We start from the raw sequence: 13,705 nt of genomic DNA on the forward strand, positions 1-13,705 counted from the left end.
CGCGGCCGGGAACTCACGCCTTCCCTCCGACGTCCACAACTCACGACGACGGAGGGAAGGCCGACCGCCATGGCAGAACTGCGCCTGGGCCCGCTGCTGAGGTACGTGGACGAGGGAACGGCCACCGTGTGGGTCGAGGCCGACCGACCCGCCACCGTGACCGTCTCCTGCGACGACGGGGCCGAAGGCACCGAGCGCACCTGGCAGATCGCCGGCCACCACTACGCCGTCGTCACCGTGGACGGGCTGCGCCCCGGCACCACGACGGCGTACCGCGTGCTCCTCGACGGGCGGCAGGTCTGGCCGCTCGCCGACTCCCCGTACCCGCCGAGCACGATCCGCACCGCCGGGCACGACGGCAGCGGCGAAGGGGACGGAGAGGCGGACGGACGGCCGCTGCGGGTCGCCTTCGGCTCCTGCCGCTGGGCCGCACCGCCCCCGGACGAACCCGACCCCATCGGCCCCGACGCGCTGGACACCCTCGCCCACCACATCGCCTCCGGCGACGCGCCCCGCCCCGACCTCCTGCTGCTGCTCGGCGACCAGATCTACGCCGACGAGACCTCCGCGGCCACCCGTCGCTGGCTCGCCCGGCGACGCGACCTGAACGAGCCGCCCTGGGACCAGGTCGCCGACTACGAGGAATACACCCACCTCTACTACGAGTCCTGGCTCGACCCGGACATCCGCTGGCTGCTGTCCACCGTGCCCAGCTGCATGATCTTCGACGACCACGACGTCATAGACGACTGGAACACCTCCCACACGTGGCGCGACAGCATGCGGGAGACGGACTGGTGGCACGAACGCGTCACCAGCGGCCTCACCTCGTACTGGGTCCACCAGCACCTGGGCAACCTCACCCCCGCCGAACTCGCCGCCGACAAGCTGCTCGCGGCGGTACGCGCCGCCGACGACGGCACCGAGACCCTGCGCGCCTTCGCCGCCCGCGTGGAGGCCGACCCGGCGCACACCCGCTGGAGCTACCGCCGCGACCTCGGCCGCACCCGCCTGCTCATGGTCGACTCACGTGCCTCCCGCGTCCTGGACGAGCACGAACGCGCCATGCTCGACCCGGCGGAACTCGACTGGCTGCGCGAGAACGCCCGCCCGGACGGCAGCTTCGACCACCTGCTCGTCGGCACCTCGCTGCCCTGGCTCCTGCCGCACGCCATCCACGCCACCGAGGCCTGGAGTTCGGCCCTCTGCGGCGGCAGCCGCGGCCACCGCTGGACCCACCGCGGGGAGCGCCTGCGGCAGGCCGGCGACCTCGAGCACTGGTCGGCCTTCCCCGACTCCTTCGACGACCTCGCCGGCATCCTCACCGACGCCGCGGACGCGCCCGAGGCCCCCGCCACGATCTGCGTCCTGTCGGGCGACGTCCACCACGCCTACACCGCCGAGGCCACCCGCCCGGGCCGGCCCCTGCGCTCCCGGGTGCTGCAACTCACCTGCTCCCCGGTGCACAACACCATCCCCGGGTACATGCGCCTCGCCTTCCGCTTCGCCTGGACCGGTCCCGCCCGGCTCCTCGGCCGGGTGCTCGCCCGCCACGGCCGCGTCGACCGCCCCGCGCTGGGCTGGCGCAAGCTGGACGGTCCCTGGTTCGGCAACCAGTTGATGACCCTGACCCTGCGGGGCCGCGCCGCGGAGCTCCGCCTCGACCAGACCCGCGCGCCGGAGGGGACCGCACGACGGGCGGCGCTGGTGACGGTGATGGACACGCACCTCACGACCGGCTGACCACCACGACCGGACACCACGACGGAGGGCCCGCGCCGCGCGCGGGCCCTCCGTCGTGGTGTGTATGGAGGATCAGAACTTGCCGGTGCTGTTGAACCTCGCGGTGGACCAGAAGTAGCCGAGGACGGTGAGGCCGACGCACCAGGCGACGGCGATCCAGGCGTTGTGGCCGATGCCGGTGCCGAGGAGGAGGCCGCGGAGGGTCTCGATGGCGGGGGTGAAGGGCTGGTACTCGGCGACGGGCCGGAACCAGCCGGGCATGGAGTCGAGGGGGACGAAGGCGCTCGACAGGAGCGGGAGCAGGATCAGGGGCGTGGCGTTGTTGCTGGCGGCCTCGGCGTTGGGGCTGACCAGACCCATGCCGACGGCGATCCAGGTCAGCGCGGTGGCGAACAGGACGAGCAGGGCGAGGGCGGCGAGCCATTCCAGGACCGTCGCGTGGGTGGAGCGGAAGCCGATGGCGACGGCGACGGCGGCGACGACCAGGACGCCGGCGAGGCACTGCAGGACGCTGCCGACGACGTGCCCGACGATCACGGAGCCGCGGTGGATGGCCATGGTGCGGAAGCGGGCGATGATGCCCTCGGTCATGTCGTTGGATACGGAGACGGCGGTGCCGATGGTGGTGCCGCCGACGGTCATCAGGAGCAGACCGGGGACGAGGTAGGCGATGTAGGCGGAGCGGTCGGGGGTGCCGCCGCCGATGCCGGCGCTCATGGTGTCGCCGAAGACGTAGACGAACAGCAGGAGCAGCATGACCGGGGTGAGGAGGAGGTTGAGGGTGAGGGAGGGGTAGCGGCGGGCGTGCAGGAGGTTGCGGCGCAGCATGGTCGCGCTGTCGCGCAGGGCGAAGGTGGGGGTGCTCATCGCAGGGCCTCCGTGGTCTGGTGGGGAAGGGTGGCGTCGCCGGTCAGGGCGAAGAAGACGTCGTCGAGGTCGGGGGTGTGGACGGTCAGTTCGTCGGCTTCGATCGCGGCGGCGTCGAGCCGGTCCAGCAGGGTGCGCAGGGCGCGCTGGCTGCCGTCGCTGGGGATCTGCAGGGTCAGTGCCTCGTCGTCGCCGGCGGCGGCGGGCAGTTCGTCGGTGGCGGAGCGGTAGGCGGCGGGGTCGGTGAAGCGGAGCCGTACGTGGCCGCCGGGGACGAGTCGCTTGAGTTCCTCCGCGGTGCCCTCGGCGGCGATGGTGCCGTTGTTCAGGACCGCGATGCGGTCGGCGAGTTCGTCGGCCTCCTCCAGGTACTGGGTGGTGAGGAAGACGGTGACGCCGTCGGAGACCAGCTCGCGGATGATCTGCCACATGGTGTGGCGGCTGCGCGGGTCCAGGCCCGTGGTGGGCTCGTCGAGGAAGATGATGCGGGGGCTGCCGACCAGCGTCATGGCGATGTCGAGGCGGCGCTTCATGCCGCCGGAGTAGGTCGACGCGGGCTTCTTGGCCGCCTCCGTGAGGTCGAACCGCTCCAGCAGTGCGGCGGTCACCTTCCTGCCCTCGCTCTTGGACAGGTGGTGCAGGTCGGCCATCAGCAGCATGTTCTCCTCGCCGGTGATCAGCCCGTCGACGGCGGAGAATTGACCGGTGACGCCGATCGCGGCGCGCACCGCCTGCGGCTCGACGGCGAGGTCGTGGCCGGCGACCTGGGCCTGCCCGCCGTCGGCGGTGATGAGCGTGGAGAGGATCTTGACGGCGGTGGTCTTGCCGGCGCCGTTGGGGCCCAGCAGCGCGAACACCGAACCGGCGGGGATGCGCAGGTCGATGCCGTCGAGGACGGTCTTGTCGCCGAAGGACTTGCGCAGTCCGACGGCGGAGACGGCGGCCGGTGGTGTGCGGCCGTCCGGAGAAGTCCTGGGCGTGGGCATGACAGATGAAGGCATGGGGCCCTCCGATCGAAGGCTGAGGCGGGTGGGGAGGGGAGCGGTGGGGGTGGTGGTGCTCAGGCCCGGGCGCGGTGGATCTCGATGTTGCCCCAGCGGGTCCGGGCGTGGACCTCGACGGTGTCCTCGGTCTTCTGCGGGGCCTCGGAGCCGCTGAGCGTGTTGCGCACCTGCCCGCGCTCGGAGCTGACGTCGAGCCAGGCGGCCGTGCCCTCGCGGACGCCGACCTCGATCGCGCCGTAGGAGGTCTCCAGCCGGACGGTGCCGCGGGCGACCTCGGCCACGCGCAGGTTGCCGTGGGCCACGGTGGCCGTGACCGAGGCCTCGGCGCGCGCGATGTCGACGTTGCCGTGGGCCCCGCGCACCCGCAGTTCCCCGAGCGCGGCGCCGACGGTCGTGGTGCCGTGCGAGTTCCGCATCTCGGCGGGGCCGCCGAGGGTGCCGACGCGCAGGGTGCCGGAGCTGGTGGTGATCTCGGCCGGGCCCTCGACGCGGTCGACGGTGACCGTGCCGTGGGAGGCGGTCAGCTGCAGCGGGCCGGTCGTGTCGAAGCGGACGTCGTTGGACGAGGTCTTCACGCGGACCTCGCCGAGCCGGCCCTCGCCCAGCACCTGGGTCCAGGAGCCGGTGACGTCGACGTCCGAGCCCGTGGGCAGTTCGACCGTCACGTCGACGGCGCCGCTGGGCCCGATGAGGAAGCGCTCCTTCGTCCTGACGGTCAGGGCGCCGTTCGCGTACGCGACCTCGGTCTGCTCGGCGGCCCGTACGTCCTTGTCCCGCTTCGGCTCGCGGGGCCGCACCTCGACCACGGTGTCGGGGCGGTCGCCCGCGGTGAACCGGATGGAACCGGCGCCCACGTGGGCGGTGACCGAGATGGGTCCGGGGGTGTCGAAAGAAGGCATGGCTGTCCCGTCCTCTTGAGTCCTTGGGTCGTCCCCGCTGGTGGGACGTGGTGTGTGGGTGAAGTGGGTCGGGGCGGGGGGCGCTTAGCGCACCCAGCCCCGGAAGCTCTGTCCGGTGGTGCGGGTCTTCTCCTCGGCACGCGGCTGCGGTGCGCCGTCGACCGCGGCCGACACGGCGCGCACCAGCCACGCGTTGACCGACAGGCCCTCGCGCCCGGCGGCCTCCTCGGCGCGGGTCTTGAGGTGCGCCGGCAGGCGCAGGTTGACGCGGGCGGTGCCGCCCTCGTCGCCCTCGGCCGCCGCGGGGGCCCTGAGCGGTTCGACGGGCGCGGTGCCCTGGTCCGCGGTGCCGCCGCCGGTGGGCGGCAGCGTCACCACGAAGTCGGGGTCCAGCCCGCGCAGCCGTACGTCGACCGAGCCGGGGGCGAGTTCACGGGTGATCTCGTCCATCGCGGCGGAGAGCACGTTGAGCATGGTCAGGCGGGTCGCCGACTCCAGGGGAGCGGTGAGCCGTTCCGCCAGCTCGCGGGCGTCCTCCCCGCCGGCTTCGGCGGCCACCGCGAGTTCGCGGCGGAGGGTGTCGACATACGGGGTGAGGTCCATGACGCCATAGTGGCACCATCATGGCGCCATGCGCAAGCCCCTATGGCGCCGTACGTGGCACCGGAATGGCGACATGGGGTCTGAGCTGCGTAAACGTGATGGTTGCGGTGGGGTCGGAGGTGGTGTCATCGGTGACCGACGCGCCATCCGAGGCGCAATGTGGCACCGGATGGCACCGGATGGCACCACATGGCGCCATGTGGTGCCATCCGGTGCCACGTGATGCCTCCGCAGGAGCATCCGCCCGCCGGTCAGTCCGCGCGTTCTGCCGGGTCCTCGGAGCGCGCGACGCCGTGGCGGCGCGGGGTCCGGGTCAGGGCCTCGGCGGCGGAGTGCCAGGGGACGGGCGCGGCGCCGGGGGTGTCACCCCTCGTGCTCGTCCAGCCAGAGGACGATGCCCGTCACGCCGCCCAGCACGGACGCCACGCCCGCGCGGATCGCCGCGGCGCAGCGGGCGGGGGTGAAGGTGCCGGCGTCGTACGTCGAGGACATGCCCAGACCCTCGCCGCGGAACGAGGCGCCGGACCAGTCGACGGAGGTGACGTTGGCGGTGGGCTCGGCCAGTTCCGCGCCCACCACGAGGAACTGCTGCGAGAGGTGGTTCGGGGTGACCGTGGCGAGGGGGTCGATCAGGTCGTTGCCGGCGCTGACGATGAGGTCCGGGTGCAGGTCGAGGGCCCGGGTGGCGGCGGGCAGGAGGTCGGCGGCGTGCTCGGCCTCGACCTTCCTGAGGTCGACGTGCTCGGCCCGGGCCCACTCCTCGACCGCGGTCACGAGCGTCTTGGTGGGACGGTCGTCGCCCGCGGTCAGCAGGACGACGCGGTAGCCCTCGGAGGGGTGGACCCCCGACCAGGAGCCGGGCCGCGGGGTGGCGGTGGCCTCGGGGGCGGGCGGGGCGGCGCGGTCGACGAACCCGGGGCCGGGGGTGCCGACGGCGCTGGGGCTCGGGTGCGGCCGCGACCAGTCGTCGCCGGAGCCGCATCCGGTGAGCAGCGCGGTGGCCGCGGCCAGGACGGCGGCGGCCCGAAGCGAGGGGCGCAAGGCGATCGACCTCCGGGTGTGACAGGTGGTGCCGTCCCCATCCTGCAATCCCGTTTCCCATGGTCTCCATCCACCGGGGGCCGTTCTCGAACTTGTTTTCGCACGATTCGCCGACCGGCCGGTTCCGGTTCACCCATGACGTGCACGGTGCAGTGGCAACCTGAAGGAGCCACATGTCACATCGCCTCCGCCGCACCCTCGTCGGGATCACCGCGGCGGTGATCGCCCTCCTCGGCCTCGGGCAGCAGTCCGCGTTCGCGCACGGGTTCACCTCGACCGTGTACGCCGACGTCGCGCCGGCCGACGGGGGCCGCATCCGGACCACGCTGGAGCTCGAGTACGACCTCTTCGTCGTGTCCGCCGCCGACTACCAGCACGACGACGACCTCTTCCGTGAAGGAACCGCCGCCTTCGACGCCGGGGACTCCCGCGCGCAGGCCGCGGCACTGGCGGCGCACGCCGAGTCCGCCGTGGCGTACGCCCGCGAGCGCTTCACGGTGACCTCCGACGCCAAGGCCTGCACCGCGACCCAGGCCGGCGGCTTCACCATGGGCACCCGCGAGGGCGTCCCGTACGCCACCCTCCGCCTGGACTGGAACTGCCCGCAGGGCGACGACCACGAGGTGCGCAGCGGGCTGTTCCCCGACTCCGAGGGCTACGTCAAGGGCGTCAAGACGATCGTCACGTACGCGCTCGACGGCGGCTCGGGCAGTGCCGCACTCGACGCCCAGCACCCGTCCTTCTCGGTCGGCCAGTCCTGGTACGAGCGCTTCTGGGAGTTCTTCCGGCTCGGCGCCGAGCACCTGCTGACCGGCATCGACCACATCCTCTTCCTGCTCGCCCTGATCGCCGGTTCGCGGCGGCCGCGCGAGATCGTGCTGGCGGCCACCAGCTTCACCCTGGCGCACTCGGTGACGTTCATGCTCGCCGCGCTGGGCGTGGTCGACGTGCCCGCGCGGATCGTGGAGCCGGTCATCGCGCTGTCGATCGCCGTGGTCGCCGGCTGGTACCTGTGGCGGATCTGGCGGCGCGGCGACCACGCGACCGAACTCGAGTCGTCCGGGCAGGGGCACTTCAGCCTGGACCGGGCCGGATGGACCCGGCTGGGCGTCGTGTTCTGCTTCGGCCTGGTGCACGGCCTGGGCTTCGCGGGCGCTCTGGGGATCGACGAGGCCTGGTCGTGGACGCTGCTGTGGTCCCTGCTGGTGTTCAACGTCGGTATCGAGACCGTGCAGTTGGCCATCATCGCCGTCGTCTTCCCACTGCTCATCGTGTTGCGCCGGCGCTCGGCGCGGGCCGGGCTGTGGGCCACGGGTGCGATTTCCGCGGGGGTGTCCGTGATGGGGCTGGTGTGGTTCGTGCAACGTGTGTCCGGATTCTGAGACTCCGTCCAGGGCTCGTCCGAAGTTCAACTACCACGTAGCTCGCATTTATGTTCGCTTTACCTGGCGGGGTGAGCGTGGAGATCTCCACTCGATGCACACGATTCGTGCACAGAAGGAAATGACAAACATGAGATCGAGCAACTCCTCGCGGACCTCCGGGTCCGCGCGGCGCCGTGTGGCCACCGGGGCCACCGCGGCGTTCCTCGGCCTGACGGTTGCCCTTGGCAACGGGCTGGTGACCTCGGCGTCCGCCGCCGACACCGCCACGCTGAGCGGCATCGTCCTCGGTGTCGGCGCCAACGAGACGCAGCGCACCGTGACCTGGTACTCCTCCGCCGACACGGCGCAGCAGATCCAGGTCGTCCCGACCGCGCAGCTGGTGAACGACGAGTTCCCGGCCGGCGCCGCTTCCTTCGACGCCATCGGCGCGGCCAACATCGCCACGAGCGGCGGCTACAACCGCCACGCGACGATCACCGGCCTCAAGGAGAACACCCAGTACTCCTACCGCGTCGGCAGCGAGGGCAACTGGTCCTCCGCCTACTCGTTCAAGACGCAGGACTTCGAGGGCGAGTACGACTTCCTGTTCTACGGCGACCCGCAGATCGGTTCCTCCGGCAACCTGGCCGCCGACCAGGCCGGCTGGCAGGACACGGTCGACGTCTCGCTGCGTGCCAACCCGAACGCCGAGATCCTGGTGTCGGGCGGTGACCAGGTCGAGACGGCCAACACCGAGTCCCAGTGGAACTCCTTCCTCGCTCCCGACGGACTGCGCCAGTACCCGTGGGCCGCCACCATCGGCAACCACGACGTCGGCGGCAAGGCCTACGAGCAGCACTTCACCACCCCGAACACCGACCGCTCGGCCCCGTACTACGACAACGGGAACCCCGCGGGCACCAAGTCGGGCGGTGACTACTGGTACATCTACAAGGATGTCCTGTTCATCGACCTGAACAGCAACAGCTACAACTCCGCCAACGGCGGCGGTGACGCGGCGCACGTCAACTACGTGACCGACGTCATCAACAAGCACGGCAACGAGGCCAAGTGGAAGGTCCTCGTCTACCACCACGCGATCTACTCGCCGGCCTCGCACGCCAAGGACGGCGACAACAAGCAGCGTCGTCTGGACTTCCCGACGACGTTCTCCAAGCTCGGGGTGGACCTGGTCCTGCAGGGCCACGACCACAGCTACTCCCGCAGCTACCTGATCAAGAACGGTGAGAAGGAGAACCCGGCCGAGCAGCCCGGCGCCTCCGACGTGTACCCGGGTCCCGGCGGCGTCCTCTACGTGACGGCCAACTCCGCCTCGGGCTCGAAGTACTACGACATCACCAAGCCGGACAGCAGCGGCACCAGCGGCGCGGGCAACGGCGCCGACCCGCTGAACCCGAACAGCTACTGGTACAACTCGGTCCAGAACCAGGAGCACGTCCGCACCTACGTCAAGGTCCAGGTGCGCAACGACAAGCTCGTGGTCGAGAACATCCGCAGCGCCGCCAACGGCGCCGACCAGCCGGTCGGTTCGCACGTCGACGACGTCACGGTGCACCCGTACCACGGCGACAAGCAGGACCTGCAGGTCAACGTCCCCAACCCGGCTCCGGGTGAGTTCGGCTGGACCATCGACGGCTACAACGGCCTGGTGGACCTCGGCACGGCCAAGGAGGAGAACGGCGACCACTTCGTCGCGGGCGGCAAGATCAACCCGATCCTCGTCTCCGACAGCCGCCGTTCGCTCGCCCCGTGGTCGATCTCGGCCAACGTGAGCGACTTCAAGGACGCCGACAAGACGTTCTCCGGCTCCTACCTGGGCTGGACGCCGTACGTCCTCGACGGCGGCGCCGGTGCCACGGCCGGTGACCCGGTGACCTCCGGCTACGACGACCACGGCCAGGGTCTGTCCGTCTCGCGGGGCCTCGGCACCGCCGAGCAGGGCCACCCGCGGGGCTCCGCCAAGCTCGGCGCCGACCTGGATCTGAAGATCCCGGACAGCGTCGAGAAGGGCGGCTACCGCGCCACCCTCACGATCACTGCGCTGAGCAGCTGACCGTACCCGTTTGACGGCGGGGCAGGCACCGTCGGTGCCTGCCCCGCCTCCCCGCTCCAGGAGACCCCGACATGCACCCGTCCGCACCGCGCCGCACGACGCCCCTCGCCCGCACCGCCGTCCTGGTCCTGCTCGCGGCCCTCGCCCTCGTGGGCCTCCACGCGGGCCCCGCCCGGGCGGCCGACGGCGACGTCACCTGGACGGTCAGGACGGCCGCGAACGGGTTCGGCGACGACCGGTCCAGCTACAGCTACAGCGTGAACCCCGGCGGACAGGTCAAGGACGCCATGGTCGTGGCCAACCGCAGCAAGGACCCGCTGCGGCTCGCGCTCTACGCCGCCGACGGCTACACCACCGACACCGGGCAGCTCGACCTGCTCACCAAGGACAAGAAGTCCGTCAAGATCGGTGCCTGGGTCCACGCCGACCGCGACAGCGTCGAGATCGAGCCCGGCAAGACCGCCGAGATCCCCTTCACCGTCACCGTCCCGGACAACGCCACCCCCGGCGACTACGTCGGCGGCATCCTGACCTCGCTCAAGCAGTCCGACGAGGCCCAGGGCATCAACGTGGACCGGCGGCTGGGCATCCGGGTCAAGCTGCGGGTCAGCGGCGAACTCAAGCCCAAGCTCGCGGTGGAGGACCTGCACGTCGACTACGACGGCCCGGCGAGCCCCTTCGGCAAGGGCGACGCGACCGTCACGTACACGATCCACAACACCGGCAACGCGATGCTGTCGGCGCGCCAGTCCGTCTCGGTGGCGGGCCCGTTCGGCTGGCTGCGGGCGAACGCCGGCGACATCGCCGCACCGCCCGAGCTGCTCCCCGGTGAGCGCTGGAAGGTGAAGGTGCCCGTCCACGGCGTGGCCCCCGCGGTCAGCCTGACCGCGACCGCCACCCTCACCCCGATGCTCACCGACGCGTCGGGCTCCATCACCCCCCTGGACCCGGTCGAGGCCACCGCCCACGGCTGGGCGGTCCCCTGGATCCTGCTCCTGCTGGTCGTCCTGGTCGCCGCGGCCGTCGCCGCCGCGATCATCTTCACCCGCCGCGGCCGCGCACGGCGCAAGCAGCGCGAGGACGGCCGCGTGCGGGACGCCGTGGAGAAGGCGCTCCGCGAGAAGGACACGAAGGGCGCGACCGAGAAGAGCTGACGCCCGGCGGCTCCGCAACCGCCAAGAGCCGCGCGCGGCCCGTGGAGTGCCCGGGCTGCGCGCGGCTCTTGGTGTGGCGGGGTCAGAGGAGGTACTCGCCGAGCGCGTAGCCCTTGGGCTCGGTGATGAGCTCGATCCGGAGCCCGTTGGGGTCGGCCAGGAACATGCTCTGTGCGACCTCGGTCGGGAAGTCCGCGTACGCGATGCCCCGTTCCTCGAGGCGGGCCTTCACCGTGGCGAAGACCTCGGGCGTGACCGACAGCGCGACGTGGTGGCCGCCGCCGACGGTCTCGGCGTACTCGGGGTGGGGGTGCCCCGGGAAGTCGAAGAAGGCGAGCATGTTCTCGCCGCCCATGTCGAAGAAGAAGTGCGTCGACCCGCGGTAGTCGCGGTTCTCGACGAGGTCGACGAGCGGAAGGCCCAGGACGTCCCGGTAGAAGAGGATGGTCTCCTCGACGTCCCGGGCGATGAACGCGGCGTGGTGGACGCCCTGCGTCGTCGGCGCGGGGCGCTCCGCGGCCGGCAGGAGGTAGCGGTCCCGCAGTTCCGCCTGGCGTTCCAGGATCGCCTGCAGTTCCTCGCCGTTCGGCTGTGCCATGGTCGTGACTCCTCATCCTGCGGACTGGGCCGACTGTCCGGACCGCGCCGGCCGGGCGGGCGAGCCCTGGCGACGGTCGGGCCCGCCCTGACCCCTGCCCCAATTACTTGACCCGTCAACCGAACATAGAGCCATTTATTTGACACGTCAAGCATGGGGGTGGGCGCGGTGCACGGACGACCCCGCTCGTCCGGACCACGCGGCCCCGACCACGCACTGCCACACTGCGCCGCATGACGCGACCGGAGTCGACCCGCCCACCGCGCGGCCTGTCGGGCCGCCCGTGAGGCATGCGGCCCGAGGTGGTGCGGGCTGAATGCGCTTCAACCGCCTTCCTGTTCCCGAATGGTGACGGGGCGTCCCTTTACTTCGCTCCGGATCACCGGTGAAACTGGTGCACCGTACAGCGAGCGGTGCACCGGCCCCGGCCGGCCGTACGCACGCGAGAGATCACCCCTGTGAGACGGCGTCCCCCACCCCGGCTCAACCCGCCCGGTGAAGGACATCCATGCGACGCTCCACCCTGATCACCCGCACGTTCGGCGGCATGGCCCTGGCCTGCGCCGCCGTGGCCCTGGCGCTGGTCTTCGTGCGCTACGACGCCCCGGCCCCGCGCTGGGACGTCCTCTCGGCCCTCGGAGCGGCCGCCGTCACCGCCGGGGCCTGGGCGCTCGCCTCTCACGTGGCGCCGCCCCTCGTCACGGCGCCCTCGCCTCCGGGACAGCCGCTCCCGCCGCCACTGCCCCGCAGACTGCCGCTCCCCGCCCGTGCAGTGGGCCGCACGACGGGGGCCGTCCTCCTCATCGTGACGCCGTTCGTGCTCGCCCGCCTGGCGGCCGGCTCCGGGGGCGTCCTGTCCGGAGCGGTGATCATCCTCGTGCTGGTGCTGACGGTGAAGACGCTGCTCTTCGCACGCCGCCGGGTCAGCGGGGCCGAGATGCGCGCCAAGATGCGGGTGCTGTCCGAGGACGCGGGACGGGGCGAACTCCACGCCGTACGCGTCCGGGTCGGGGAACCGGTCCGGATGCGGTACCTCGAGCGCGGGTCCAAGCCCGGCGAACTGGACGTCACGCAGTTCCACTGGGTCGTGCTCCACGACGGCGCACGCGAGATCAGGCTGGCCGGGCCCGCGAAGGAGGTGGGCCGGGCGAGCCTGCGCCTCGCCGGCCAGGAGGGCTGGCTCTGCTGGCCGGAGCGGTGGAAGCTGATCGACGAGGAGTTGCCCGCGGCGTTCGTCGCCGACGGCGGCGAGGTCTTCACGGGCCTCGCGGATCCGGACGAGGCGCGCCCGTACCTCGGGGGCGCACACCGCGCGGCCACCGCCGACCGTCCCGTACGCCGCCTGCCGCGCACCACCGCGTTCTCCGCACCGGTCCACGGCCGGATCCTCGGCGGGGCCCTGCTCGCCGCGCTGATCGCCGCCCCCGTCCTCTACGCCGGACCCGGCCGTCTGCACTGGGCGGTCGACTGGCTGCTGTGCGCGCTGGCCGGGGCCGCGGTCGTCCTCCTGCCGCTGCGCGGGACGGGTGAGGCGAGCGGGGCCCTCCCGGAGGGGCCGCACTGGTCGGTGCGCGAGGAGTCGGATCCGGCGATCGCGTGACGCGGGCCGGGCCGGGCGATGGTCGCGGAGGGTGATCCCGGACCCCGGTCATTGGCCAGGGGGCGTCGGAGGGTACACGGTCGGCCGCGGGGCCGCGAAGATTTCCGACGGGGCCGTCGCACCGCTCCTGACCTGCGGAGAAGCGTCCGCGCCCGCGCCGTGACGCGGCGCTTTCTTTTGACTCCGCGCCCCACCCGTGTCACGGTCATGTCCTCGGCGTTTGCCGCCTTGCATCACGGCGTCCCTGCCCGGTGAGCGAGAACGCGTGGGTCACGTGCCCCTCGTCCTGCCGGCTCCAGGCACACGAAGCCGGTTCGACGACGGTCGGAAATGGCACGGCCGTTGTCCACCAATCTTCACGTACGAAGGAGATTGACATGCGTGCAAACATCACCGTCCGCCGGACTGTCGCCGCGGCGCTCGCGGCACCGATGCTCGCCTTTGTCGCGGCGGGCACCGCCGATGCGGCACCACAGACCACGACCATCGCCCGTTCGACAGGCGTCACGAGCTACGTCCAAGGCGGCGGCGGCTTCGGCGGCTTCGGTGGCAACGGGTTCTACGGCAACAACTTCTACGGTGGGTTCGTCCCCGCCGTCGTCGTCCCCGTGGTCGTCCCCGTCGGCGGATTCGGTGGATTCGGCGGATTCGGCGGCGGATACTTCCCGTTCCGCTGAGGGTTCACCGCCCCCGGCGGCCACCGCGGAACGCCCCGCCCGGCCGGAGGTACCGTGACGAACCGTCACGGGGCCTCCGGC

At 71.8% G+C, this 13,705-nt stretch carries 12 protein-coding genes; 6 read left to right on the top strand and 6 right to left on the bottom strand.

Going from position 1 to position 13,705, the window contains the following annotated elements:
* Positions 1 to 69: 69 nt before the first annotated feature.
* Complete coding sequence (locus tag ABZ479_RS20495; protein ID WP_500462900.1) at positions 70 to 1,743, top strand: alkaline phosphatase D family protein; 1,674 nt, start codon at positions 70 to 72, stop codon at positions 1,741 to 1,743.
* Between the two features lie 72 nt (positions 1,744 to 1,815).
* On the opposite strand, the gene ABZ479_RS20500 is transcribed toward ABZ479_RS20495, so the two are convergent.
* From ABZ479_RS20500 to ABZ479_RS20520, 5 genes are all read right to left on the bottom strand, one after another.
* The gene (locus tag ABZ479_RS20500; protein WP_500462901.1) at positions 1,816 to 2,610 is read right to left on the bottom strand and encodes an ABC transporter permease; all 795 of its coding nucleotides are present in this window, start codon (positions 2,608 to 2,610) and stop codon (positions 1,816 to 1,818) included.
* On the bottom strand, positions 2,607 to 3,611 hold the full coding sequence (locus tag ABZ479_RS20505; RefSeq protein ID WP_500462902.1) for an ATP-binding cassette domain-containing protein: 1,005 nt from the start codon (positions 3,609 to 3,611) through the stop codon (positions 2,607 to 2,609). Before ABZ479_RS20505 ends, ABZ479_RS20500 begins: the two co-directional genes overlap by 4 nt.
* Before the next feature lie 59 nt (positions 3,612 to 3,670).
* Positions 3,671 to 4,513 carry a DUF4097 family beta strand repeat-containing protein gene (locus tag ABZ479_RS20510; protein ID WP_499598594.1) on the bottom strand — a complete coding sequence of 281 codons (843 nt, stop codon included), beginning with the start codon at positions 4,511 to 4,513 and terminating at the stop codon, positions 3,671 to 3,673.
* 84 nt (positions 4,514 to 4,597) lie between these two features.
* On the bottom strand, positions 4,598 to 5,116 hold the full coding sequence (locus ABZ479_RS20515; RefSeq protein ID WP_500462903.1) for a hypothetical protein: 519 nt from the start codon (positions 5,114 to 5,116) through the stop codon (positions 4,598 to 4,600).
* 363 nt (positions 5,117 to 5,479) lie between these two features.
* Positions 5,480 to 6,157: a type 1 periplasmic-binding domain-containing protein gene (locus ABZ479_RS20520; RefSeq protein ID WP_500462904.1), complete on the bottom strand. Its 678-nt coding sequence runs from the start codon at positions 6,155 to 6,157 to the stop codon at positions 5,480 to 5,482.
* A 173-nt stretch (positions 6,158 to 6,330) separates the two neighbouring features.
* Between ABZ479_RS20520 and ABZ479_RS20525 the strand changes: the two genes are divergently transcribed.
* From ABZ479_RS20525 to ABZ479_RS20535, 3 genes are all read left to right on the top strand, one after another.
* Positions 6,331 to 7,539 (top strand): HupE/UreJ family protein, encoded by a 1,209-nt coding sequence (locus tag ABZ479_RS20525; protein WP_500462905.1) that lies wholly within the window; start codon positions 6,331 to 6,333, stop codon positions 7,537 to 7,539.
* A 130-nt stretch (positions 7,540 to 7,669) separates the two neighbouring features.
* Positions 7,670 to 9,595 (top strand): purple acid phosphatase family protein, encoded by a 1,926-nt coding sequence (locus ABZ479_RS20530; protein ID WP_499598583.1) that lies wholly within the window; start codon positions 7,670 to 7,672, stop codon positions 9,593 to 9,595.
* A gap of 71 nt (positions 9,596 to 9,666) precedes the next feature.
* Positions 9,667 to 10,749 (top strand): WxL protein peptidoglycan domain-containing protein, encoded by a 1,083-nt coding sequence (locus ABZ479_RS20535; RefSeq protein ID WP_500462906.1) that lies wholly within the window; start codon positions 9,667 to 9,669, stop codon positions 10,747 to 10,749.
* An 82-nt stretch (positions 10,750 to 10,831) separates the two neighbouring features.
* Here the strand turns inward: ABZ479_RS20535 and ABZ479_RS20540 are convergent, their stop codons facing one another.
* Entirely contained in the window at positions 10,832 to 11,347 is a 516-nt protein-coding gene (locus tag ABZ479_RS20540) for a VOC family protein (RefSeq protein ID WP_499598577.1), read from the bottom strand.
* A gap of 508 nt (positions 11,348 to 11,855) precedes the next feature.
* Between ABZ479_RS20540 and ABZ479_RS20545 the strand changes: the two genes are divergently transcribed.
* Positions 11,856 to 12,947 carry a hypothetical protein gene (locus tag ABZ479_RS20545; protein WP_500462907.1) on the top strand — a complete coding sequence of 364 codons (1,092 nt, stop codon included), beginning with the start codon at positions 11,856 to 11,858 and terminating at the stop codon, positions 12,945 to 12,947.
* Between the two features lie 377 nt (positions 12,948 to 13,324).
* Positions 13,325 to 13,624 carry a hypothetical protein gene (locus ABZ479_RS20550; RefSeq protein ID WP_500462908.1) on the top strand — a complete coding sequence of 100 codons (300 nt, stop codon included), beginning with the start codon at positions 13,325 to 13,327 and terminating at the stop codon, positions 13,622 to 13,624.
* Positions 13,625 to 13,705 lie beyond the last annotated feature (81 nt).

It is taken from the genome of Streptomyces sp. NPDC005722 (assembly GCF_040630935.1).
In the GTDB taxonomy this organism is placed as follows: domain Bacteria; phylum Actinomycetota; class Actinomycetes; order Streptomycetales; family Streptomycetaceae; genus Actinacidiphila.

Bases quoted from the DNA above. Each gene is read 5' to 3' on its own strand.
- ABZ479_RS20530 (WP_499598583.1), top strand. From the start codon at position 7,670: ATGAGATCGAGCAACTCCTCGCGGACCTCCGGGTCCGCGCGGCGCCGT.
- ABZ479_RS20535 (WP_500462906.1), top strand. From the start codon at position 9,667: ATGCACCCGTCCGCACCGCGCCGCACGACGCCCCTCGCCCGCACCGCC.
- ABZ479_RS20515 (WP_500462903.1), bottom strand. From the start codon at position 5,116: ATGGACCTCACCCCGTATGTCGACACCCTCCGCCGCGAACTCGCGGTG.
- ABZ479_RS20550 (WP_500462908.1), top strand. From the start codon at position 13,325: ATGCGTGCAAACATCACCGTCCGCCGGACTGTCGCCGCGGCGCTCGCG.
- ABZ479_RS20510 (WP_499598594.1), bottom strand. From the start codon at position 4,513: ATGCCTTCTTTCGACACCCCCGGACCCATCTCGGTCACCGCCCACGTG.
- ABZ479_RS20540 (WP_499598577.1), bottom strand. From the start codon at position 11,347: ATGGCACAGCCGAACGGCGAGGAACTGCAGGCGATCCTGGAACGCCAG.
- ABZ479_RS20500 (WP_500462901.1), bottom strand. From the start codon at position 2,610: ATGAGCACCCCCACCTTCGCCCTGCGCGACAGCGCGACCATGCTGCGC.
- ABZ479_RS20525 (WP_500462905.1), top strand. From the start codon at position 6,331: ATGTCACATCGCCTCCGCCGCACCCTCGTCGGGATCACCGCGGCGGTG.
- ABZ479_RS20505 (WP_500462902.1), bottom strand. From the start codon at position 3,611: ATGCCTTCATCTGTCATGCCCACGCCCAGGACTTCTCCGGACGGCCGC.
- ABZ479_RS20495 (WP_500462900.1), top strand. From the start codon at position 70: ATGGCAGAACTGCGCCTGGGCCCGCTGCTGAGGTACGTGGACGAGGGA.
- ABZ479_RS20545 (WP_500462907.1), top strand. From the start codon at position 11,856: ATGCGACGCTCCACCCTGATCACCCGCACGTTCGGCGGCATGGCCCTG.